The sequence below is a fragment of the Duganella sp. 1411 genome (genome assembly GCF_017833525.1).
Taxonomy (GTDB): Bacteria; Pseudomonadota; Gammaproteobacteria; order Burkholderiales; family Burkholderiaceae_D; genus Rugamonas.
The window spans coordinates 17,292-39,530 of the sequence record NZ_JAFICD010000003.1 but is presented as its reverse complement, the minus strand read 5'-3'; the positions used below and the strand labels follow the sequence as shown (position 1 = coordinate 39,530).

At 65.6% G+C, this 22,239-nt stretch carries 19 protein-coding genes and 1 riboswitch; of the genes, 16 read left to right on the top strand and 3 right to left on the bottom strand.

The genetic code is table 11. The features are described from left to right. The first annotated feature begins 127 nt into the window (after positions 1-127). Entirely contained in the window at positions 128-2,341 is a 2,214-nt protein-coding gene (locus JOD97_RS17270) for a CehA/McbA family metallohydrolase (protein ID WP_209720635.1), read from the top strand. Positions 2,342-2,445: 104 nt separating this feature from the next. Here JOD97_RS17270 and JOD97_RS17265 read toward each other — a convergent pair whose 3' ends face one another. Continuing rightward, positions 2,446-3,021: a TMEM165/GDT1 family protein gene (locus tag JOD97_RS17265; protein ID WP_209720631.1), complete on the bottom strand. Its 576-nt coding sequence runs from the start codon at positions 3,019-3,021 to the stop codon at positions 2,446-2,448. Between the two features lie 17 nt (positions 3,022-3,038). Next, a riboswitch (yybP-ykoY riboswitch) is annotated at positions 3,039-3,215 on the bottom strand. A 117-nt stretch (positions 3,216-3,332) separates the two neighbouring features. Between JOD97_RS17265 and JOD97_RS17260 the strand changes: the two genes are divergently transcribed. The 3 genes from JOD97_RS17260 (at position 3,333) to panD (ending at position 7,271) form a co-directional block, all read left to right on the top strand. Further along, a complete protein-coding gene (locus JOD97_RS17260) occupies positions 3,333-5,180 on the top strand; it encodes a M1 family metallopeptidase (RefSeq protein WP_209720628.1) in 1,848 nt (615 codons plus the stop codon). Beyond that, positions 5,180-6,790: a serine hydrolase gene (locus JOD97_RS17255; protein ID WP_229264543.1), complete on the top strand. Its 1,611-nt coding sequence runs from the start codon at positions 5,180-5,182 to the stop codon at positions 6,788-6,790. The genes JOD97_RS17260 and JOD97_RS17255 overlap by 1 nt, the downstream gene beginning before the upstream one ends. 121 nt (positions 6,791-6,911) lie before the next feature. Then, the gene (gene panD / locus JOD97_RS17250) at positions 6,912-7,271 is read left to right on the top strand and encodes an aspartate 1-decarboxylase (protein WP_209720625.1); all 360 of its coding nucleotides are present in this window, start codon (positions 6,912-6,914) and stop codon (positions 7,269-7,271) included. 82 nt (positions 7,272-7,353) lie between these two features. On the opposite strand, the gene aqpZ is transcribed toward panD, so the two are convergent. Next, a complete protein-coding gene (gene aqpZ / locus JOD97_RS17245; RefSeq protein ID WP_255585564.1) occupies positions 7,354-8,085 on the bottom strand; it encodes an aquaporin Z in 732 nt (243 codons plus the stop codon). A 258-nt stretch (positions 8,086-8,343) separates the two neighbouring features. Here aqpZ and JOD97_RS32720 point away from each other — a divergent pair, with 258 nt between their 5' ends. From JOD97_RS32720 to JOD97_RS17190, 11 genes are all read left to right on the top strand, one after another. Beyond that, a complete protein-coding gene (locus JOD97_RS32720) occupies positions 8,344-9,507 on the top strand; it encodes a methyl-accepting chemotaxis protein (RefSeq protein WP_373999881.1) in 1,164 nt (387 codons plus the stop codon). Positions 9,508-9,537: 30 nt separating this feature from the next. Then, on the top strand, positions 9,538-9,906 hold the full coding sequence (locus JOD97_RS17235; RefSeq protein WP_090325726.1) for a response regulator: 369 nt from the start codon (positions 9,538-9,540) through the stop codon (positions 9,904-9,906). A gap of 61 nt (positions 9,907-9,967) precedes the next feature. Continuing rightward, complete coding sequence (locus JOD97_RS17230; RefSeq protein ID WP_209720618.1) at positions 9,968-10,288, top strand: lipid asymmetry maintenance protein MlaB; 321 nt, start codon at positions 9,968-9,970, stop codon at positions 10,286-10,288. 20 nt (positions 10,289-10,308) lie between these two features. Next, positions 10,309-12,498, top strand: coding sequence for a chemotaxis protein CheA (locus JOD97_RS17225; protein WP_209720616.1), 2,190 nt, complete (start codon positions 10,309-10,311; stop codon positions 12,496-12,498). Positions 12,499-12,520: 22 nt separating this feature from the next. Continuing rightward, positions 12,521-13,105, top strand: coding sequence for a chemotaxis protein CheW (locus JOD97_RS17220; RefSeq protein WP_209720613.1), 585 nt, complete (start codon positions 12,521-12,523; stop codon positions 13,103-13,105). A gap of 30 nt (positions 13,106-13,135) precedes the next feature. Next, the gene (locus JOD97_RS17215; protein ID WP_209720610.1) at positions 13,136-13,942 is read left to right on the top strand and encodes a protein-glutamate O-methyltransferase CheR; all 807 of its coding nucleotides are present in this window, start codon (positions 13,136-13,138) and stop codon (positions 13,940-13,942) included. 9 nt (positions 13,943-13,951) lie between these two features. Further along, entirely contained in the window at positions 13,952-14,458 is a 507-nt protein-coding gene (locus JOD97_RS17210; protein ID WP_209720607.1) for a chemotaxis protein CheD, read from the top strand. Next, on the top strand, positions 14,455-15,525 hold the full coding sequence (locus tag JOD97_RS17205) for a chemotaxis response regulator protein-glutamate methylesterase (RefSeq protein WP_209720604.1): 1,071 nt from the start codon (positions 14,455-14,457) through the stop codon (positions 15,523-15,525). Before JOD97_RS17210 ends, JOD97_RS17205 begins: the two co-directional genes overlap by 4 nt. A 31-nt stretch (positions 15,526-15,556) precedes the next feature. Next, positions 15,557-17,245 carry a methyl-accepting chemotaxis protein gene (locus tag JOD97_RS17200; RefSeq protein ID WP_209720601.1) on the top strand — a complete coding sequence of 563 codons (1,689 nt, stop codon included), beginning with the start codon at positions 15,557-15,559 and terminating at the stop codon, positions 17,243-17,245. A 9-nt stretch (positions 17,246-17,254) separates the two neighbouring features. Then, the gene (locus JOD97_RS17195; protein ID WP_209720598.1) at positions 17,255-17,749 is read left to right on the top strand and encodes a chemotaxis protein CheW; all 495 of its coding nucleotides are present in this window, start codon (positions 17,255-17,257) and stop codon (positions 17,747-17,749) included. Between the two features lie 45 nt (positions 17,750-17,794). Next, a complete protein-coding gene (locus JOD97_RS17190; protein WP_209720595.1) occupies positions 17,795-19,276 on the top strand; it encodes a methyl-accepting chemotaxis protein in 1,482 nt (493 codons plus the stop codon). Positions 19,277-19,323: 47 nt separating this feature from the next. On the opposite strand, the gene JOD97_RS17185 is transcribed toward JOD97_RS17190, so the two are convergent. Then, positions 19,324-20,145, bottom strand: coding sequence for a class I SAM-dependent methyltransferase (locus JOD97_RS17185; RefSeq protein ID WP_209720593.1), 822 nt, complete (start codon positions 20,143-20,145; stop codon positions 19,324-19,326). Between the two features lie 441 nt (positions 20,146-20,586). Between JOD97_RS17185 and JOD97_RS17180 the strand changes: the two genes are divergently transcribed. Further along, complete coding sequence (locus JOD97_RS17180) at positions 20,587-22,224, top strand: TldD/PmbA family protein (RefSeq protein WP_209720590.1); 1,638 nt, start codon at positions 20,587-20,589, stop codon at positions 22,222-22,224. The last annotated feature ends 15 nt before the right edge of the window (positions 22,225-22,239 follow it).

The following is a 22,239-nucleotide window of genomic DNA, read 5'->3' as shown; positions in this document are numbered from 1 at the left end:
CGTAATGATTTACTCAATTTAGTGGCTTAATGTATCAATAGGCAATAAAAATCGAATTTGTCGGTCATATTCCCGTCATGCATAGTTGGCAGAATTTTAGGATTCCCAACCGCTGAAAGAAGATGACATGAACAAGTTCGCGCCGCTGTCGAAGTTGATGTCGAAGTTGATATACACGCTGATGCTGACCGCCGGTTTCGCCGGCGCGGCGCAGGCGTCCAAGGCCGACCACCAGGAATTCGAGGCGACGCTGCACGCGCCGTTCCTGGCCGACGCCAGGGCCACGTCCGAGCTGCCGGAGGCGCGCACGTTCACGCTGTCGTTCGATTATCCGTTCCTGGAGCAGGCCAAGTCGGTCAGCTGGACGCTGGAGGTGGTCAGTCCGGACGGCGTGACCGTGCAGCGCTGGACGGGCCAGCGTGCGCTGGCGGCCAAGCCGGTCGACGTGCGCGTCGACTGGGACGGGCGCGGCGACGGCGTGATCCTGTCGGACGGCGTCTACCAGGTGCTGCTGCGCGCCAGCGACGGCGACGGCGAGATCGAGCAAAGCTGGGAGATCGGCATCGGCAAGCGCGCGGCGCAGCCGATGCCGGCGTTCGCGCCGCTGCCGGTCTCGCGCCAGCGCGGCGGCGGCAAAGTCAAACCCGGCGCCGCCGCCACGACCCAGGCGACGCTCGACGGCGCGGACGGCGCCGCGACCGTGAACTCCGTGGCGGCGACCGGCTCGCTGCCGTACACCATCTACCTGGGCAATCTGCACAGCCAGACCAACCATAGCGACGGCGGCGGCCCGCTGGCCAGCTGCACCGGCGCGCAGAATCCGCAAAGCGCGGCGCTCGGCCCCGCCGACGCCTATGCCTACGCGCAGGGCAAGGGGCTCGATTTCCTGATGGCCTCCGAGCACAATCACATGTACGACGGCTCCGACGGCACCAACGCCTCGGCCGATCCGGCGGTCGCCAAGGCCTTGTTCCAGTCCGGCCTGACGGCGGCGGCGAACTACAACAGCGCGCACCCGGGCTTCCTGGGGATGTACGGCCTGGAATGGGGCGTCATCAACAACGGCGGTCATATGAACATCTTCAACACCACCGAGTTGCTGGGCTGGGAGAGCAACAGCGCCGGCCAGCTGATCGCCGACACGCTGACGCCGAAGAACGACTACGCCGCCATCTACACGCTCATGCGCCAGCGCGGCTGGGTGGGCCAGTTCAACCACCCGGACAGCTCCGGCCAGTTCCTGGTCAACGGCACGCCGTTCGGCTTCACGGCGGACGGCGACCAGGCCATGGCCCTGTGCGAGGTGCTCAACACGTCCGCCTTCTCGACCAACACCAGCGAGACCGAGACCAGCCGCAGCACCTACGAGGGCGCCTGCAACAAGGCGTTGGAGGCGGGGTACCACGTGGCCTTCTCCACCGACCAGGACAACCACTGCGCCAACTGGGGCGCCTCGTACACCAACCGCACCGGGGTGCTGATCCCGACCGGCACGGCGTTGTCGTCGGCCAGCATGATCGCCGCGATCAAGGCGCGCCGCGTGTTCGCGACGATGGACAAGAGCTCGCAGCTGATCCTGACCGCCAATGGCCACGTGATGGGTGAGCGCTTCAGCAACAGCGGCACGCTGAACCTGGTCGCCAACTTCGCCAGCAGCGGCGGCAAGACGGTATCGGCGGTGAAGATCTACGAAGGTGTACCGGGCCGCAACGGCACGGTGACGCAACTGTCCGCCACCGCCAGCACCACGATCACGCCGGCGGCCGGCGAGCATTTCTACTACGCCAAGGTGACGCAGAACGATGGCAACATCCTGTGGTCGGCGCCGATCTGGGTCACGCAGGGCAGCGGCGGCGGCACCACGCCGCCGGCGGCGACGGAGCTGATCGTCAACGGCGGATTCGAATCGGGCGCCGCGTCTTGGACGGCGACGTCCGGCGTGATCACGTCCGATTCGGGGCAGGCCGGGCATGGCGGCAGCTACAAGGCCTGGCTGGACGGATACGGCAGCGCGCACACCGACACGCTGTACCAGACGGTGACGATTCCGTCGTCGGCCACCAGCGCCAACCTGTCGTTCTGGCTGAAGGTGGTCTCCAGCGAAACCACCACCACCACCGCCTACGACACGCTGAAGGTGCAGGTGCGCAGCACGGCCAACGCCGTCCTGGGCACGCTGGCGACGTACTCGAACCTGAACAAGGGCACCGTCTATGCGCAGAAGAGCTTCGACCTGTCGGCCTACAAGGGCCAGACGGTGCGCATCTACTTCGAAGGAGTGGAGGGTTCGACGGTATCGACGGCCTTCCTGATCGACGACGTCAGCCTTATCGCGCAGTAACAAACATCTCCGTGGGGTCAAGTCTAACAATCGTACACGGCCCCATCCTAAAAAGCGCGGCCATGGCTGAGGCCGTGTATGAATGTTAGACTTGACCCCCGGGGTTAGATGCCGAGGCGGGCGCCGGCGCCCAGCAGGGTCGCCACGCCGAGCAGCGCGAAGACGGCGGCGGCGATGCCGTGCACCAGCTTGAGCGAGACGCGCCCGGCGATCCTGTCGCCCAGGTACACCGCCGGTACGTTGGCGATCATCATGCCCAGCGTGGTGCCGCAGACGACCGCGATCAACGCGTCGTAACGCGCCGCCAGCGCCACCGTGGCCACCTGCGTCTTGTCGCCCATCTCGGCGACGAAGAAGGCGATCAGCGTGGTCAGGAACACGCCGTAGCGGGCCAGCTTGGTGTCCTCGTCGTCCAGCTTGTCCGGCACCAAGGTCCATACGGCCATCGCCAGGAACGAGGCGCCCAGCACCCAGCGCAGCGTGTCGGGACCCAGCAGCCCCGTGATCCAGGTGCCGATGGCCGCCGCGAACGCGTGGTTGGCGACGGTGGCGACGAAGATGGCGGCGATGATCGGCAAGGGACGGCGGAATTTGGCCGCCAGGACGAAGGCGAGCAGCTGGGTTTTGTCACCGATTTCCGCGAGAGCGACGATGCCGGTGGAGACGAGGAATGCTTCCATGAGGATGTGTGAGGTACGCGGGCCGGATACGATTAACCAATGATCCAGGCGCGACTCCGGCCCATCATGGCCGCCCCTCGATCATGGTCTCGTCAAGTTTTTCAACCACCTGCACCACGGTCTGCGGACCGATTATGTTGACACAGGTTCCCGCACCGGGCGGCGCGGGCCGACTACTCCCCAATTACGGCCCGTATTCTAACACAGCCGTTCGGCGAAACATCGGCCGCGCGCGGTGGGTCCGTACACATCCCTGATACATGGCTGTGATATTCTGCATCGCGCTTCAGACCAACATTGAAAAGATCACCATGGCTATCAAGAAGACACTGTCCGCGTTGGTGCTTACCGCACTGATGTCGCTCGCCGCCCACGCCGATCCGCTGAGCTACGCGCGCTACGATCAGGTCCGCACCAGCGACCTGTATCTGGACCTGAAGGCCGATTTCGGCCGCAAGACGCTGGGCGGCTACGCCGAGCTGACCTTGAACTGGATCGACAAGTCGGCCCGCACCCTGGTGCTCGACACGAACGAACTGAGTATCGCCAAGGTGCAGGTGCTCAACCCGAACGGCCGCTGGACCCCGGCCTCCTTCATGCTCGACAAGCTCGATGTGCAGAAGGGCCGGGCGCTGCGCATCGCGCTGCCGTTCCAGCCGCAGAAGGTGCGCGTCTACTACCGCACCGCGCCGTCGGCCGCCGCGCTGCAATGGATGTCGCCGGCGCAGACCATGTCGGGCAAGCGTCCGTTCATGTTCAGCCAGTCGCAGGACATCAACGCCCGCTCGTGGGCGCCGGTGCAGGACACGCCGGCCGTGCGCTTCACCTACAGCGCCCGCATCGACGCGCCGGCCGGCCTGCGCGTGCTGATGAGCGCCGACAACGACCCCGCCGCCACCGGCGACGGCGGCTGGAAGTTCAAGATGGCGCAGCCGATTCCATCGTACCTGCTGGCCATCGCCATCGGCGAGATCGAGGTGCGCAAGCTCGGTCCGCGCTCGGCGGTCTACGCCGAACCGGCCCGCATCGAGGCCGCCGCCAGCGAGCTGGCCGACACCGAGAAGATGATCAACGCCGCCGAGAGCCTGTACGGCCCATACCGGTGGGAGCGCTACGACATGATCGTGCTGCCGCCGTCGTTCCCGTACGGCGGCATGGAAAACCCGCGCCTGACCTTCCTCACGCCGACCATGATCGCCGGCGACCGCAGCCTGGTCGACCTGATCGCCCACGAACTGGCGCACTCGTGGTCCGGCAACCTGGTGACCAACGCCTCGTGGAAGCACATGTGGCTCAACGAGGGCTTCACCACCTACGTCACCACCCGCATCGTCGAAAAGATCTACGGCCCGGAGATCGCCGAGATGAACCTGCAGGTCGAGCAGGAGGAGGCGCTGGTGTCGCTGCTGACGGTGCCGGCCTCCAAGCAGGCCTTGTCCTCGCGCGGCCCGGACACCGATCCGTCGACCTACGCCGACGGCGGCCTGATTTATCCGAAGGGCGCCTGGTTCCTGCGCACCATCGAGCAGCGCGCCGGGCGCGAGGTGTTCGATCCCTTCCTGCGCGGCTGGTTCGACCAGCACGCGTTCAAGTCCGCCACCACCGAGGAATTCGTCGACTACCTGAAAAAGAACCTGCTCGACGCCCACCCCGAGTACATGCCGCAGGCGGAGCTGGAGGAGTGGCTGTACGGCCCCGGCATCCCCGCCAGCGCCGCGCGCGCGGCCTCGCCGCGCCTGGCCGCGCTCGACGCGCAACGCGCCGCGTGGCTCAAGGGCGAGCTGCCCACCGCCGATTTGGGCGGCAAGGATTGGATCGCGCTCGAGTGGATGCACTTCCTGAACGATATCGAGGGCAAGGCCAGCGCCGAGCAGATGCGGGAGCTGGACCAGACCTTCGGCCTGGGCAAGAGCGGCAACAACGAGATCGCGTACCGCTTCTACCTGGGCTCCATCAAGGCGGGCTACAACGTGCGCGAGCCGCTCAACAAGTTCCTCATGAGCGTGGGCCGGCAGAAGTTCGTCGTGCCGCTGTATTCGGCGCTGCTGAAAAACCCGGCCGACAAGGACTGGGCGCGCGCCGTCTACGCCAAGGCGCGCGAACATTATCATCCCGTCACCCAGGCGTCGGTCGATAAACAATTCAAGATTAACCGCTGATGACATTCAACCGCACTTTCGCCGGGGCCGCGCTGATGGCCGCGTTGGGCACGGCGTTTGCCGCCCCCCTCGCCGCTCCCCTCGCCGCCACCGACACCGCCGCCGCGCCGGCGGCGGTCCCCGCCTTCAACCTCGACGCCGACGTCAACCGGGTCCTCAAGACCTTCGACGTGCCGGGCATCGCCATCGCCATCGTCAAGGATGGCAAGGTGGTCGCGACCAAGGGCTACGGCGTGCGCAAGCTGGGCGAACCCCAGGCGGTCGACGGCAAAACGCTGTTCGAGGTGGCCTCCAACTCCAAGGCCTTCACCGCCGCCGCGCTGGCGATGCTGGTCGACGAGGGCAAGATCGCCTGGGACGATCCGGTCACCAAGCACCTGCCGGGCTTCCAGATGTACGACGCCTACGTCACCGGGGCGATGACGGTGCGCGACCTGCTCACGCACCGCAGCGGCCTGGGACTGGGCGCCGGCGATTTGCTGTGGTGGCCGACCACCAGTTTCAGCACCGACGAGATCATTTCGCGGCTGCGCTACATCAAGCCGGCCACCAGCTTCCGCAACAGCTACGCCTACGACAACCTGCTGTACATCGCCGCCGGCAAGATCATCGCCGAGAAGGACGGCAAGCCGTGGGGCGACGCCATCCGCGACCGCATCCTGACGCCGCTGGGCATGGACGGCACCACCACCAGCCAGGCGGCGATGCTGGCCAGCGCCGACCACGCGGCGCCGCACAGCAAGGTCAATGACAAGGCGGTGGCGGTCAAGCCGATCCCGGTGCCGAACGCGGTCGGCGCGGTGGGCATCAACACCAGCGCGGAAGATGTCGCGCGCTGGATGACGTTGCTGCTCAATGACGGCAAGACGGCGGGCGGCAAGCAGCTGATCAGCGCCAAGCAATTGGCCGAGATGTGGACCCAGCAAACGCCGATGCGCATCCGCGAACCGAAACCGGCGCTGGCGGCGACCAAGCCGCAGTTCGCCGCCTACGGCCTGGGTTTCAACCTGCGCGACTACAAGGGCCGCAAGATCGCCATGCACGGCGGCGCGCTGGTCGGCTTCTATTCGACGGTGCTGATGGTGCCCGAGGAAAAACTGGGCATCGCCATCCTCACCAACGCCGAAAACGGCCCGGCGATGGCGGCGCTGTACTGGCGCATCCTCGACCAGTATCTGAACGTGCCGGCCAGCGACTGGATCGCGCTGTACGCGGCGCAGGAGGCGGCGGCCCACAAGGAGGAGCTGGAACGGCAGGGCAAGGAGCGCACGGCGCGCGCGGCCCGGTCGTCGCCGTCGCTGCCGCTGGCGTCCTACGACGGCGCCTACGAGGACCCGTGGTATGGCAAGGTGACGATAGCCGCCGAGGGCGGCAAACGCATCATGCGCTTTGGCCGCACGCCGGACCTGACGGGGGAGCTGGAGCACTTCCAGCATGACACCTTCATCGTGCGCTGGAAGGAGCGCAGCTTCAACGCCGACGCCTATGTCACGTTCGCGCTCAACCCGGACGGCAGCATCGAGCGCATGAAGATGGCGCCGATTTCGGCCGAGACGGACTTCAGCTACGACTTCCGCGACCTGAACTTCACGCCGGTGCCGACGAAGTAGGGGCTAAATCGCCGCCTGAGTCCGGCTAGTGATATGATATCGCCCTCGCATTGCACCGGGTCCCGCAAAGACACTTTGGCAAGCTTGAATGATCATTAATCGAGGGATGAAGAAGATGTCTATGCAACGAGTTATGCTGCGTGCCAAGCTGCACCGGGTTACGGTCACGCAGGCGGATCTGAACTACGAGGGTTCCTGCGGTATCGACATGGATCTGCTGGAGGCGGCCGATATCCTGCCGAACGAGCATATCGATCTGTATAACGTGAACAACGGCGAGCGTTTCGCGACCTACGCGATTCCCGGCCTGCGCGGCACCGGCGAGATTTCGCTCAACGGCGCGGCGGCCCGCAAGGCGCACCTGGGCGACCTGCTGATCATCTGCACCTACGCACCGATGACCGAAGAGCAGATCGCCGGCTACACGCCGAAGATCGTGTTCGTCGATGGCCAGAACAAAATCACCGGCATGAAAAAATAAAGACCGCATCGCGGTCTCGGAAAAAGCGCCCCATGGGGCGCTTTTTTTTCGTCTTGCGGTCCGGCCGGACCGCAAGGCGCGATTACTTCGCTTCGGGCTTGCCGATGAAGCGGTAGATGGCCGCGCCCAGCAGCGCGCCGGCGATCGGCGCGACCCAGAACACCCACAACTGCGCGGTGGCCCAGTCGCCGACGTACAGCGCCACGCCGGTGCTGCGCGCCGGGTTGACGGAGGTGTTGGTGACCGGGATGCTGATCAGGTGGATCAGGGTCAGCCCCAGGCCGATCGGCAGCGGCGCGAAACCCTTCGGCGCGCGTTCGTCGGTCGCGCCCAGGATGATCAGCAAGAACATCATCGTCATCACGACCTCGGTCACCAGCGCGGCCGTCAGCGAGTAGCCGCCCGGCGAGTGCGCGCCGTAGCCGTTGGAGGCGAAGCCGCCGGCCACGTCGAAGCCGGCCTTGCCGGAGGCGATCACGTACAGCACGCCGCCGGCGACGATCGCGCCGAGCACCTGCGCCACGATATACGGCAGCAGCTTATTGGCCGGGAAGCGGCCGCCGGCCCACAGGCCGATCGACACCGCCGGATTGAGGTGGCAGCCGGAGATGTGGCCGATGGCGTACGCCATCGTCAACACCGTCAGGCCGAAGGCCAGCGACACGCCCAGCAGGCCGATGCCGACACCGGGAAAGGCCGCCGCCAGCACCGCGCTGCCGCAGCCGCCGAGCACGAGCCAAAACGTTCCAAAAAATTCCGCGCCATATTGTTTCATTTTCTTCCTTTGATTGAGTGAGGGGTGCGACGCTGTCATGGCAGCTGTGCAACCTTGCCAATTTACATCGAAAGTTAAAGATTGTCGAGTTCGCCACCCCCGCAGCGGTCCGCGCGAAAGTACCGTTTTGCTAGTCTCCATAAGGCTCCGTTTGTGGTTGCGTAGGTGCAACAGGATGTTGCAATCGGCCTATCGGATTTAAACTTTATGGGAACAAACGCCGTTCAAGTGCGATAGAGTTGGACCTTCAGGCGCACCCATCGGCGCGCCTTCGAGCGCTCAGCGAGGTGGGGTTTGGTGAAGACAGATTCGGTTGTATTGGACAGGGGCGTGGTGGTGCCGTTCGCGCTGGCCGGCGCCGGCGCGGTGGGGACGATGGCCGCCGGTTGGGGCGCGTGGGGCTGGTACACGGTGCTGTGGGCCGCGCTGCTACTGGGCGCCGCCGCCTGGTGCGCGTTCGGCCGCAGCGCCACGGACGGTGGCGGCGGCGCGCCGATGATCGACCAGTATCTCGACGGGCGCGAACGCTTCGGCGACGCCGTGCTGCCGATCTGGTGCCGCCATATCGAAAACTCCCGCACGCAGATGGAGGAAGCCGTGGCCGACCTGGCCGGGCGTTTTTCCAGCATCGTCGATAAGCTCGACAACGCGCTGCACGCCGCCAGCCTGGAGGGCGACAAGGGCGCGCCGTCGATGACCGAGGTGTTCGCGCACAGCCAGTCGCAGCTTGGCTCCGTGGTGACGTCGATGAAATCGGCGATGGCGTCCAAGCACTCGATGCTGGCGCAGATCAAGGACCTGGAACGCTTCACCCGCGAGCTGCGCGACATGGCCGAGGGCGTGGCCAGCATCGCCGCGCAAACCAATCTGCTGGCGCTCAACGCCGCCATCGAGGCGGCGCGCGCGGGGCCGGCGGGACGCGGCTTCGCGGTGGTGGCGCAGGAGGTGCGCAACCTGTCGAGCCGCTCGGCCGAGACGGGCCGCAACATCTCCAACCGGGTCGGCTTGATCAGCAGCGCGATCCTCGCCGCCAGCCAGGCGGCCGAGCAGTCGAGCGAGCAGGAAGACCGCTCGATGCAATCGGCCGAGGGCATGATCGAAACCGTGCTGGCCGACTTCCGCGCGATGACCGACGCGCTGGTGCAGTCGTCCGAACTGCTCAAGCAGGAAAGCATCGGCATCCAGGGCGAGGTGGGCCAGGCGCTGGTGCAGCTGCAGTTCCAGGACCGCGTCAGCCAGGTGATGGCGCACGTGCGCGAGAACATGGAACTGCTGCCGGCGCTGCTGCGCGAAAACCGCGGCCGCTACCAGGCCGAACGCGTGCTCGAGCCGCTCGATCCGGCGCCGCTGCTGCAGGAGCTGCAAAAGACCTATGCGATGGCCGAGGAGCACGCGGTGCACAGCGGCTCGAAGCACGCCGCGCCGGCCGCCGCCGAAGCCGACGAGATCACTTTTTTCTGAACCACTGGTAGACAACAAGGTAGATAGAACATGGCAAAAACGATTATGGTGGTCGACGATTCCGCATCTTTGCGCCAGGTGGTGGGCATCGCGCTCAAGGGCGCGGGCTACGACGTCATCGAGGGCCGCGACGGCGTCGATGCGCTGTCCAAATGCACCGGCCAGAAGATCCACCTGGTGGTGTGCGACGTGAACATGCCCAATATGGACGGCATCACCTTCGTCAAGGAGTTCAAGCAGCTGCCGAACTACCGCTTCACGCCGGTCATCATGCTCACCACCGAGTCGCAGGAGGGCAAGAAGGAGGAGGGCAAGGCCGCCGGCGCCAAGGCGTGGGTGGTCAAGCCGTTCAAGCCCGAAGTGCTGCTTGGCGCCGTCGCCAAGCTGGTGCTGCCTTGAGCCTTGCCGCGATCCCGTTCGACCACTGTCCGATTCCGTCCATTCGCCAGGAGAGATCCGCATGTCCCAAGACTCCGACCACGGTGACGCCAATGAGGTCACCCGCATCGCCATCGACGGCGAGCTGACGATCTACCGCGCCGCCGATCTGAAGGTCACCGTGCTGGAGGCGCTGCGCAAGTCGCGCGTGCTGGAGGTCGATCTGTCCGGCGTCACCGAACTCGATACGGCCGGCCTGCAGGTGCTGATGCTGGCCAAGAACACCGCCGCCGCCGACAAGCGCGAACTGCGCCTGCTGAACCACAGCCCCGCGGTCGTCGAGATCGTCGAAATGCTCAACCTGGGCGCCTTCTTCGGCGACGCCCTGCTGATCCACAGCTAATTTTTCATCGAGGGCCCGTCATGAACCTGGACGAAGCGCTACAGACCTTTATCACCGAAAGCCGCGAACTCCTGGAAGACATGGAGAACGCGCTGCTCAACATCGACATCGACGGCGACCAGGGCGAGGCGATCAACGCCATCTTCCGCGCCGCCCACACCATCAAGGGCTCGGCCGGCTTGTTCAGCCTCGATCACATCGTCGCCTTCACCCACGTGGTGGAAAGCCTGCTCGACGAGGTGCGCGACGGACGCGTGGTGCTCAACGACCAAATGATCGTGCTGCTGCTGTCCTGTTGCGACTATTTGTCCGGCATGACCGACGCGCTGGCGGCCGGCCGGCTGGAGGCCGATCCCGACACCGCGCCGGAAGGCGAGATGCTGCTGCACCAGCTGCGCCAACACATGTCGGGCGGCCACGGCGAGGCCGGGCAGGGCCAGGCCGCCGCGCCCGCGCAGTCGCTGACGGTGCGCCCGGAGCCCGGCGTCGAGCGCATCGACAAGGTGGCCGGCGACAGCGACTACTGGCATATCTCGCTGCGCTTCGGCCGCGGCGTGCTGCAGAACGGGATGGACCCGATCGCGTTCCTGCGCTATCTGGCCAAGCTGGGCAAGATCGTCGGCATCGCCACCGTTCCCGACGCGCTGCCGGCGGCCGAGGAAATGGACGCGGAGCTGTGCTACCTGGGTTTTGAAATCGCCTTCGACAGCAACGCCGACCGCGAGGCCATCGTCGGCGTGTTCGAGTTCGTGCAGGACGATTGCGAGATCCGCATCATCCCGCCGCACAGCAAGGTGTCGCAGTACGTGGATCTGATCCGCGCCCTGCCGGAGCTGCCGGCGCGCCTGGGCGAGATACTGGTGATGTGCGGCAGCGTCACCGCCTCCGAACTGCAAGGCGCGCTGCAACAGCAATCCAACAACGAGGCCAAGGGCGAGGACGAGCCGACCCCGCGCCTGGGCAGCATCCTGGTCGCCGCCGGCAACGTGCCGCCGGTGGTGGTGGAGGCGGCGCTGGCCAAGCAGAAGCAGGTGGTCGAACAGAAGGCGCAGGAGAGCCGTTCGATCCGCGTCGACTCCGACAAGCTCGATCGCCTGATCGACCTGGTGGGCGAGTTGATCATCGCCGGCGCGCGCGCCAGCATGATCGGCCAGCAGATACACAACACCGATCTGCAGGAGTGCACGTCGACCCTATCGGGGCTGGTGGAGGAGGTGCGCGACGCCGCGCTCGAGCTGCGCATGGTGAAGATCGGCGCCACCTTCAACCGCTTCCAGCGCGTGGTGCACGACGTCGCGCGCGAGTTGGGCAAGGACATCGGCCTGATGGTCGACGGCGAGGATTCGGAGCTCGACAAGACCGTGGTGGAGAAGATCGGCGATCCGCTGATGCACCTGGTGCGCAACGCCATGGACCATGGCATCGAGCCGGCCGATGTGCGCATCGCGGCCGGCAAGCCGGCCAAGGGCATGATCAAGCTGAACGCCTTCCACGAATCGGGCAGCATCGTCATCGAGGTGAGCGACGACGGCGGCGGCCTGCGTAAGGAGAAGATCCTGGCCAAGGCGGTCGAGCGCGGGCTGGTCGACCCGGAGCGCAAACTGACCGATTCCGAAATCTATAACCTGATCTTCGAGGCCGGATTCTCGACGGCGGAAAAAATCACCAACCTGTCCGGGCGCGGGGTCGGCATGGATGTCGTCAAGCGCAACATCACGGCGCTGCGCGGCAGCGTCGACGTCGGCAGCCGGGAGGGCGCCGGCACCACCGTCACCGTGCGCCTGCCGCTGACCTTGGCCATCATCGACGGCTTCCTGGTGCAGGTCGGCGGCTCGGTGTTCGTCATCCCGCTCGACATGATCGAGGAGTGCATCGAGTTCGCCACCGAGCCGGGACAGGATTACTGCAACCTGCGCGGCCAGGTGCTGCCCTTCATCCGTCTGCGCTCGCTGTTCCGCATCGACGGCGCGGCCACGCGGCGCGAGAGCATCGTCGTGCTCAAGCTGGGCAACACGCGTGCCGGCCTGGTGGTCGATACGCTGCTGGGCGAATTCCAGACCGTCATCAAGCCGCTCAGCCCCATGTTCAGCGAGGTCAAATGCATCAGCGGATCGACCATCCTTGGCAGCGGCGAGGTGGCGTTGATCCTGGACGTGGCCGCGCTGATGCAGGCCGTCGGCGGCAAAGGCACGGTGGCGCTGGCCGCCTAGTGAAACGAGGAGACATATGCACATGGCTAACCAAGCGGCCGCCCCGGCGGCCAACAACATCGTCACCTACGGCAGCAGGGCGATCGCCGCGCTGCAAAGCGGGGCCGCGCTGCCCAGCCAGTACCTGACCTTCATGCTGGCCGAGGAGCAGTTCGCCGTCGGCATCCTGCACATCAAGGAGATCATCGAGTACGGCAGCCTGGCCACCGTGCCGATGATGCCGGCGTGCGTGCGCGGCGTGATCAACCTGCGCGGCGCGGTGGTGCCGGTGATGGATTTGTCGGCGCGCTTCGGCCGCGCCCCCAGCGCCATCACCAAGCGCAGTTGCATCGTCATCGTGGAGGTCGAGGGCGCCGGCGGCGAGGGCAAGCAGGTGCTCGGCATGCTGGTCGACGCCGTCAACGCGGTGGTGGAGATCGCCGCCGGCGATATCGAGCCGGCACCGTCGTTCGGCACCCGCATCCGCCCCGACTTCATCGGCGGCATCGGCAAGGTCAATGGCAAGTTCGTCATCCTGATGGCGATCGACCGCGTGCTGTCGACGGCGGAGGTGGTGGAGATGATGCGCGGCGGCGCCGACGCCGTATCCACGCCGCTGCTTTCCTGATTATTCAGAGTTTTTTGATTGTGACGCATCATGCCTTTGGTAGCCATTTCCGACCGTGAGTTCATGCAGTTCCAGCGCTTCATCTACGACGCCGCCGGCATCACCATGTCCAACGGTAAGCAGGCGCTGGTCAGCGGCCGTCTGGCCAAGCGCCTGGCGCATCACCAGCTCGATAGCTACAGCGATTATCTGCGCCTGCTCGAGAGCCGCTCGGACCCCTCCGAGCTGCAGATGGCGGTCGACCTGCTGACCACCAACGAAACGTATTTTTTCCGCGAGCCGAAGCACTTCTCGCTGCTGCGCGACCTGGCCGTCGACGCCCGCGAGAAGCGCCAGACCATGCGCGTGTGGAGCGCCGCCAGCTCCAGCGGCGAGGAGGTCTACAGCATCGCGATGGTGCTGGCCGACGTGCTGGGCGATGCCGCCTGGGAGGTGCTGGGCACGGACATCAGCATGCGCGTGCTGCAGCGCGCCCGCAGCGGCCACTATCCGATGGAGCGCGCCAGCCAGATGCCGCAGGATTACCTCAAACGCTTTTGCCTGAAGGGCCAGGGCAGCGAGGCGGGCACCATGCTGATCGACCGCTCGCTGCGCCAGCGCGTCCAGTTCCAGCAGGTGAACCTGAACGAGCCGCTGCCCAAGATCGGCTGCTTCGATGTGATCTTCCTGCGTAACGTGATGATCTACTTTAATCTGGAGACCAAGCGCCAGGTGGTGTCGCGGCTGTTGTCGCAACTGCGCCCCGGCGGCTACTTCCTGATCGGCCACTCCGAAACGCTGAACGACATCAACGACACGATGACCGTCGTGGCGCCGTCGATCTACAGGAAGGCTTGAGCGAGCGCCATGCCCGATTCGACATTCACCGATATTTTCCTCATGCCCGGCGATTATTTCGTCGGCGACGAGCGCTATCGCGTACGCACGCTGCTGGGGTCCTGCGTCTCGGTCACGCTGTGGCATCCGTCGCTGCGCATCGGCGCCATGTCGCACTTTCTGCTGCCGGGCACCGCGCATCGGAAAGCGCACGAGAAACCCGGCATGTACGGCGACGACGCGATGCGCCTGCTGCTCGACGGGCTGGCACGCCACGGCGTGGAGCCGGGCCGCTGCCAGGCCAAGATCTTCGGCGGCGGCGCCATGTTCCCGCGCAGCGACAAGGTGCGCGACATCGGCCAGCAGAACGGCGACTTCGCGCGCCGGATGCTGCACAAGCACGGCATCCACGTGGTGTCCGAAAGCCTGTTCGGCGAAGGACACCGCCAACTGATCTTCACCATCCGCAGCGGCGAGGTGTTGAGCCGCCAGATTCCGCCGGAACCGGCAACCGCCCGCGCCAGGGAAAACGCATGAGTGAAATTAACGTGATGATCGTCGACGATTCGGCCGTGGTGCGGCAGGTCCTCAGCGGCTTGCTCAACGCCTCGCCCGGCATCACCGTCAGCTACGCGGTGGCCAATCCGCTGCTGGCGATGGAGCGCATGAAGGTGCAGTGGCCGGACGTGATCGTGCTCGATGTCGAGATGCCCAAGATGGACGGCATCACCTTCCTGCGCAAGATCATGGCCGAGCGGCCGACGCCGGTGGTGATCTGTTCGACCCTGACGGAGAAGGGCGCGCAGACGTCGGTCGAGGCGCTCGGCGCCGGCGCGGTGGCCATCATCACCAAGCCGCGCCTGGACCTCAAGCAGTTCCTGCACGACAGCGCCGACGAACTGGTGTCGGCCGTGCGGGCGGCCGCCGGCGCGCGCGTCGGCAGGCTGGCGGGGCGGACGCCGGCGCCGCCGGTGGCCGCCAAGCTCAATGCGGACGCCGTGCTGCCGCCGGCCGACGCCAGGCCGATGACCGCCACCACCGAGCGCGTGGTGGCGATCGGTACCTCCACCGGCGGCACGCAGGCGCTGGAGGAGGTGCTGACATCGCTGCCGCGCGTCTGTCCCGGCATCGTGGTGGTGCAGCACATGCCGGAGAAATTCACCGCCGCCTTCGCCGCGCGCCTCGACAGCGTGTGCCAGGTGCGGGTCAAGGAAGCGGCCAACAACGACCGCGTGCTGCAGGGCCAGGTGCTGATCGCGCCTGGCGGCAAGCACATGCTGCTGCGCCGCACCGGCGCGCAGTACTTCGTCGAGGTGATCGACGGTCCGCTGGTCAACCGCCACCGGCCGTCGGTCGATGTGCTGTTCCGCTCCACGGCGCGCGCGGCCGGCGCCAACGCGCTGGGGGTGATCATGACGGGCATGGGCGACGACGGCGCCGCCGGCATGCTGGAGATGCTCAAGGCCGGCGCGCGCACCGTGGCGCAGGACGAGGCCAGCTGCGTGGTGTACGGCATGCCCAAGGAGGCCGTCAAGCGTGGCGGCGTCGAAAAAACTGTAACGCTCAATGCGATTTATCGCGAAATCCTGCAGCAGCTATCTTAATAAATCGCGTTTTCAACGAAGGAAAATCATCATGCTATCAACTTTGACGGTCAGGACCAAGATCCTGGCATTGCTGGCGGTGGCCGTTCTGGCGCTTATGGCCGTGGTCTTCATCGCTTTCACCGGATTGAAGTCGCAAGGAGACATGCTCAATGAGCTGGGCAAGAACCGCATGCCCTCCGTGCAGTCCCTGATGGTGATGAACGAGGGCCAGACCGCCCTGCGCTCGTCGAGCCGCTATATGGACGCCATGAGCATGTTCCCCGAGGACGCGAACGAGATCGGCAACGAGGTCAAACGCAAGCAGGACCTGTGGGCCAAGGTCGATGCCGCCGCGAAGGTCTACGAGGCCCTGCCCCAGGAGCCCGAGGAGGCCGAACTATGGAAGACCTTTCTCAAGCAGTGGGATGCGTGGAAGACCCGCGATGTGGTGATCACCGACATCGCGGCGCAGATTGCGCGCGCGGAGCCCGGCAAGCGCAAGGAGCTTTTCGTGAGCCTGCACAAGACGCTGCAGGAAAACCGGCCCGCCTTTGCCGCGGCGTCGGAGAGCCTGACCAAGCTGGTGGCGCTGAATGTCCAGTATGGCGAGGGTAACGTCAAAGCTGCCGACGCTTCGTCGGCCAAGGCGATGACCAGCATGTACACCAGCGCCGCCGTGGCGCTGGCGCTGCTGGTGGCGATCGGCCTGTTCATCCTGCAGGGCATCATGCGCCAGCTCGGCGGCGACCCGTCGTACGCGGCGGAGATCGTGCGCAAGGTGGCCGGCGGCGACCTCAGTGCCGAGGTGCGCATCAGGGCGGGCGACACCAGCAGCCTGCTGGCGTCGATGAAGGACATGATCGACAAGCTCTCGCAGGTGGTGCAGGACGTGAACAACGGCGCCGAATCGCTGGCCAGCGCCTCCGAGGAGGTCAGCGCGACGGCGCAGTCGCTGTCGCAGGCGGCCAGCGAGCAGGCCGCCGGCACCGAGGAGACCAGCGCCTCGGTCGAGCAGATGACGGCGTCGATCTCGCAGAACACCGAGAACGCCAAGGTCACCGACGGCATCGCCAGCAAGGCGGCCGTGGAGGCGGTGGAGGGCGGCGACGCGGTCAAGTCGACGGTGGCGGCGATGCAGCAGATCGCCAAGAAGATCAGCATCATCGACGATATCGCCTACCAGACCAACCTGCTGGCGCTGAACGCGGCGATCGAGGCGGCGCGCGCCGGCGAACATGGCAAGGGCTTCGCGGTGGTGGCGGCCGAGGTGCGCAAGCTGGCCGAACGCAGCCAGATCGCGGCGCAGGAAATCGAGCAGGTGGCCAGCAGCAGCGTCGAACTGGCGGAGAAGGCCGGCAACCTGCTCGACGAGATGGTGCCCAACATCCGCCGCACCTCGAACCTGGTGCAGGAGATCACGGCGGCGTCGGAGGAGCAGTCGGCCGGCGTCGGCCAGATCAACTCCGCCATCACGCAACTGAGCCAGACCACCCAGCAGAACGCCTCCGCCTCGGAGCAGCTGGCCGCCACCGCCGAGGAAATGAGCGGTCAGGCCGAGCAACTCCAGGAGACGATGGCCTTCTTCAAGTTGTCCGGCGCGTCGCGGCCGTTGCGGACGGCGCGCGCGCCGTCCGCACCGGCCAGGGCGGCCAACGGGCGTGCGCGGCCTGGCCGCGGGAGCGGCAAACAGATGATGGAGATGGCCGATCCGGACGAGTCGCATTTCGTTAAATTCTAAGCGAGGCCGATGATGACCACAGTGGAAGGCTCCGAGCCGCAGTTCCTCAGCTTCATGCTGGGACAGGACATGTTCGCGATCGGCATCCTGGCCGTGCGCGAGATACTGGAGTACGCCGGCGTGACGCCCGTGCCGCAAATGCCGGCTTGTATCAGCGGCGTGATCAACCTGCGCGGCACGGCCGTGCCGGTGCTCGACCTGGCGTGCCGGCTCGAGCGCGAGCCGGTCCCGGTCAGCAAGCGCACCTGCATCATCGTGGTCGAAGTCGACGGCGAGCATGGCGCCTTCGTGATCGGCATCCTGGTCGACGCGGTCAACGCGGTGCTCGACATTCCGTCGTCCGAGGTGGAGCCGGCGCCGAGTTTGGGCGCGCAGGTGCGGGCCGAGATGTTGCAGGGCATAGGCAAGGTCAATGGCCGCTTCGTGTTGCTGTTGGATGTGCGGCAGGTGGCGTCGGTCGGCGATCTGGCCGCCATCGCGCCCGCCGCTCTGGAGCACGTGTAGGCCGCGCACCGCGGCCGTACTGACGCATCACCCTGGAGGAGTGCCATGTTTAAACGGATGAAAATGGAGACCCGGCTGCATGCCGGATTCGGCGCCGTCGTGCTGCTGGTGGTGGCGCTGGGGCTTATTGCTTTCGCCAAGCTGACGGCGCTGCATGAGCAGTGGCATAGCTTCGAAACCGTCACCTTGGCGCGCAAGAACGCCGTGCTCGAAGGCGTCATTTCGCATGGCCACGCGGTGCGGCACTTCAAGAACTACGTTCTGCGCGGCGGCGACAACAACACCCAGTTTCGCGCCGAACTGGCCAACATCGACAAGGAGATGGTCAACTACAAGGCGGGCGGAAATCTGAGCACGGAAGAACAGGTGCTGCTCGACGAGGTGTCGGCCGCCGTGAAAAGCTATGTCGAGAGCATGACGCAGTTGGAGGCCATGCAGGCGAAGGGCATGACGCCGGTGGAAATGGACAAGGCCATCAAGGGCGCCGATGCGGCCATCGCCGGCGCCTTCCGCAAGCTGCTCAAGGTGAACGAGAGCGAGACCAAGAGGGAGTCGGCGGCGATGACGGAGGTGACCGATTCGGCCAAGCGGCTGATCCTGTCGGTCGATATCGCGATCGCCATCCTCGGTTGCGTGCTGGCGGTATGGCTGGCGCGCAGCCTGTCGGGCATCGTGCGCGAGGTGCAGCTGGTGGTGGGCGGCCTGTCCGGGGCGTCGCAGGAAGTCAGTTCGACGGCGCAGTCGCTGTCGCAGGCGGCCAGCGAGCAGGCCGCCGGCGTCGAGGAAACCAGCGCCTCGATCGAGCAGATGACGGCGTCGATCGCGCAGAACACGGAGAACGCCAAGATCACCGACGGCATCGCCACCCAGGCGGCGGTGGACGCGGCGCGCGGCGGCGAGGTGGTCAAGGCGACGGCGGCGGCGATGCGGCAGATCGCCAGCAAGATCGGCATCATCGACGATATCGCCTATCAAACCAATCTGCTGGCGCTGAACGCGGCGATCGAGGCGGCGCGCGCGCATGAACACGGCAAGGGCTTCGCGGTGGTCGCGGCCGAGGTGCGCAAACTGGCGGAACGCAGCCAGGTGGCGGCGCAGGAGATCAGCAAGGTGGCGGCCGACAGCGTCGATCTGGCCGAGCAGGCCGGCCAGATGTTCGATGCGCTGGTACCGAACATCCGCAAGACGTCTGACTTGGTGCAGGAGATATCGGCGGCGTCGGAAGAGCAAAGCTCCGGCGTTCGGCAGATCAACAGCGCGGTCAGTCAACTGAGCCAGACCACGCAGGTCAACGCGGCCAGCTCGGAAGAACTGGCGGCGACCTCGGAGGAAATGAGCGCCCAGGCCGAGCAACTGGGCAGGTTGATGGAGGTGTTCAAGCGCTATGCGGTCGACGAGCACGCACCCGCGCGCAGGCCGGCCTCCGCGAAAGGCGGCGCCGGGGCGGCGCCGCTGCCGCGCGCCGCGCGCTCCGTATCGGTGGCGGCCCAGGGCGCGCCGGACGAAAACAAGTTCACCCGGTTCTAAACGGACCGGCGTAATCCCCCCAAGCGCCGCCACCGGCGCTCTTTACATCACGGCTTGACGAACCTGAGCGTCATACGGTCGCTCTCGCCGATGGCCTGATACTTCGCGCGGTCCTCGTCCTTGTTGGCGTAGGTTGGCGGCAGCGCCCAAACACCGCCTTTGTGGTCGGCGGTGTCTTTCGGGTTGGCGTTGACCTCCGACTTCGCCGCCAGCTTGAAGCCCGCCGCCTCGGCCAGGCCGATCACATACTTCTCATGCATGTAGCCGCTGCTGGCCGTATCGTCCTGGGTCTTGTTGGCCGGCAGGCGATGCTCGACCACGCCGAACACGCCGCCCGGCTTCAACGCCGTGTACACGCTGGCGAACAGCGCTTTCATGTTCTCGGGCCCCGCCGGTATCCAGTTGTGGATGTTGCGGAAGGTGAGCACCATATCGACGCTGCCGGCCGGCGCGAATTCATATTTGCGCGGCGGCGAGAACACGCCCAGCGCCACCTTTTTGTACACCGGATTGGCGTTCAGGCGGGCCATGAAGCGCTCGGCCGCCTTGCGTTCGCGTTCGTCCGGCGCGGCCAGGTCGTTGCCGGCGACGATCAGCTTGCCGCTGTCGCGCAGATACGGCGCCAGGATCTCGGTGTACCAGCCGGCGCCCGGCGCCAGCTCCACCACCGTCATGTTCGGGCGGATGCCGAAGAACGACAGCGTTTCGTACGGATGGCGATAGACGTCGCGCTCCACGTTGGCCGGCGTGCGCGTGCTGGCGGCGATGGCGGACTTCAGTTTTGCGTCGGTGGCTTCGGCGGCGGCGATCGCGCCGCCCGCGGCGAACAGCGTGGTGGTGGCCAGGGCGGCCACGAGATATCTCTTCATGCAAACTCTCCTGAGGGTCGAAGGGCGGCGCGCGCTCGCCCGCCCTGCGCGATCATCGGCCATGCATGCGAAGAGGTCAAGCGAATTGCGACGACCGCACCAGCGAAGTGCGCCGCCGCGCCGGGCCGCGACCGGCGGACACTCGCGGACACCGGCCGGACACTTCACGGACACTTTTTCGGACACTTTTCCCCGCTCGGACGGGGCGCGAGGGGACTCTTGTAACACAGTGTTTCGTTGTGGTGGATGGCATACATTTTGCCTATCCCGATTCTTAATCCGGCGCTAATATTGGCAATCCACTGAAAACGGCGACGGATATTCAGGTGTCACGTAAAGAAGCAAGCGCTATAAGAGTTGTACACGCTAGAAGAGCAAATAAAAGCAAAGCATAACCTTGGGCGGTTGGCCCACAATCATTGCCTTACGTTTGGAGATACGATGGAACGACGTGCATTCCTCAATATTAGTAGTCTGGCCCTGGGCACGATGCTGCTGCCCGCCTTCGGCCGCGCGATAGCGGCGGAGGAGCTGCTCGCGCCGGTCGCCCTGCAGTTCAAGAAAATGCTGGCCGATACCGCGATGACGGCGGCCACGCAGGCGGGCGCCACGTACTGCGACGTGCGCGTCGGCCGCTATCTCAATCAGTTCATCACCACGCGCGACCTGAATGTCGAAAACGTCGTCAACACGGAATCGGCCGGCGTCGGCGTGCGCGTGATCGCCGGCGGGGCCTACGGCTTCGCCGCCACCAACGACATGACGCCGGACGGCGTGGCCGCCGTGGCCCGCCAGGCGGTCGCCATCGCCAAGGCCAACTCCAAGCTGCAGACCGAGCCCGTTATCCTGGCGCCGGTCAAGGGCGTCGGCGAAGTGTCGTGGGCGACCCCGATCGTCAAGGACTGGCGCACGGTTCCGATCAAGGACAAGGCGGAGCTGCTGATCGCCGCCAACAAGGCCGGCATGGACGGCGGCGCGAGCTTCATGCAGTCGTTGCTGTTCCAGGTGAACCAGCAGAAGTACTTCGCCTCCACCGACGGCTCCTACATCGACCAGGACCTGCACCGCCTGTGGATGCCGGTGTTCGCCACCGCCGTCGACAAGAAGACCAACAAATTCCGCTCGCGCCAGGGCTTGTCCTCGCCGGTCGGCATGGGTTACGAATACCTCGACGCGCGCCCGGAGCACAAGATCAAGGCCGCCGGCGGCGTGACCACGCTGTACACCGGCTCCTATGATCTGATCGAAGACGCGCGCGCCGCCGGCAAACAGGCCAAGCAAAAGCTCACCGCCAAGTCGGTCGAACCGGGCAAGTACGACATGGTGCTGTCGCCGGAACACCTGTGGCTGACCATCCACGAATCGGTCGGCCACCCGACCGAACTCGATCGCGTGCTGGGCTACGAGGCCAACTTCGCCGGCACCAGCTTCGCCACGCTGGATAAATGGCAAAGCAAGAAGTTCAAATACGGCTCCGACATCGTCAACATCGTCGCCGACAAGACCACGCCCGGCTCGCTGGCCAACGTCGGCTACGACGACGAAGGCGTCAAGTGCAAGCGCTGGGACATCATCAAGGACGGCATCCTGGTCAACTACCAGGCCACGCGCGACCAGGCCCACATCATCGGCGAAAAAGAATCGCACGGCTGCTCGTACGCGGACAACTGGAGCAGCGTGCAGTTCCAGCGCATGCCCAACGTCTCCCTCCAGGCGGGCAAGAAGAAGATGACGCCGGACGAAATGATCAAGGACGTCAAGAAGGGCATCTACATCGTCGGCGACGGTTCCTTCTCGATCGACCAGCAGCGCTACAACTTCCAGTTCGGCGGCCAGCTGTTCTACGAAATCAAGAACGGCAAGATCGGCCAGATGCTCGAGGACGTGGCCTACCAGTCCAACACGCAGGAATTCTGGAACGCCTGCGCCGGCATTTGCGACGAGCGCGATTGGCGCATGGGCGGCTCCTTCTTCGACGGCAAGGGCCAGCCTTCGCAGTCGTCGGTGGTGTCGCACGGTGCGAGCACCGCGCGCTTCAACGGCATCAACGTCATCAACACCGCACGCAAAATCGGCTAAGCCTGGAGAACAGAG

Bases quoted from the DNA above. Each gene is read 5' to 3' on its own strand.
- JOD97_RS17270 (WP_209720635.1), top strand. From the start codon at position 128: ATGAACAAGTTCGCGCCGCTGTCGAAGTTGATGTCGAAGTTGATATAC.
- JOD97_RS17265 (WP_209720631.1), bottom strand. From the start codon at position 3,021: ATGGAAGCATTCCTCGTCTCCACCGGCATCGTCGCTCTCGCGGAAATC.
- JOD97_RS17260 (WP_209720628.1), top strand. From the start codon at position 3,333: ATGGCTATCAAGAAGACACTGTCCGCGTTGGTGCTTACCGCACTGATG.
- JOD97_RS17255 (WP_229264543.1), top strand. From the start codon at position 5,180: ATGACATTCAACCGCACTTTCGCCGGGGCCGCGCTGATGGCCGCGTTG.
- panD (WP_209720625.1), top strand. From the start codon at position 6,912: ATGCAACGAGTTATGCTGCGTGCCAAGCTGCACCGGGTTACGGTCACG.
- aqpZ (WP_255585564.1), bottom strand. From the start codon at position 8,085: ATGACAGCGTCGCACCCCTCACTCAATCAAAGGAAGAAAATGAAACAA.
- JOD97_RS17235 (WP_090325726.1), top strand. From the start codon at position 9,538: ATGGCAAAAACGATTATGGTGGTCGACGATTCCGCATCTTTGCGCCAG.
- JOD97_RS17230 (WP_209720618.1), top strand. From the start codon at position 9,968: ATGTCCCAAGACTCCGACCACGGTGACGCCAATGAGGTCACCCGCATC.
- JOD97_RS17225 (WP_209720616.1), top strand. From the start codon at position 10,309: ATGAACCTGGACGAAGCGCTACAGACCTTTATCACCGAAAGCCGCGAA.
- JOD97_RS17220 (WP_209720613.1), top strand. From the start codon at position 12,521: ATGGCTAACCAAGCGGCCGCCCCGGCGGCCAACAACATCGTCACCTAC.
- JOD97_RS17215 (WP_209720610.1), top strand. From the start codon at position 13,136: ATGCCTTTGGTAGCCATTTCCGACCGTGAGTTCATGCAGTTCCAGCGC.
- JOD97_RS17210 (WP_209720607.1), top strand. From the start codon at position 13,952: ATGCCCGATTCGACATTCACCGATATTTTCCTCATGCCCGGCGATTAT.
- JOD97_RS17205 (WP_209720604.1), top strand. From the start codon at position 14,455: ATGAGTGAAATTAACGTGATGATCGTCGACGATTCGGCCGTGGTGCGG.
- JOD97_RS17200 (WP_209720601.1), top strand. From the start codon at position 15,557: ATGCTATCAACTTTGACGGTCAGGACCAAGATCCTGGCATTGCTGGCG.
- JOD97_RS17195 (WP_209720598.1), top strand. From the start codon at position 17,255: ATGATGACCACAGTGGAAGGCTCCGAGCCGCAGTTCCTCAGCTTCATG.
- JOD97_RS17190 (WP_209720595.1), top strand. From the start codon at position 17,795: ATGTTTAAACGGATGAAAATGGAGACCCGGCTGCATGCCGGATTCGGC.
- JOD97_RS17185 (WP_209720593.1), bottom strand. From the start codon at position 20,145: ATGAAGAGATATCTCGTGGCCGCCCTGGCCACCACCACGCTGTTCGCC.
- JOD97_RS17180 (WP_209720590.1), top strand. From the start codon at position 20,587: ATGGAACGACGTGCATTCCTCAATATTAGTAGTCTGGCCCTGGGCACG.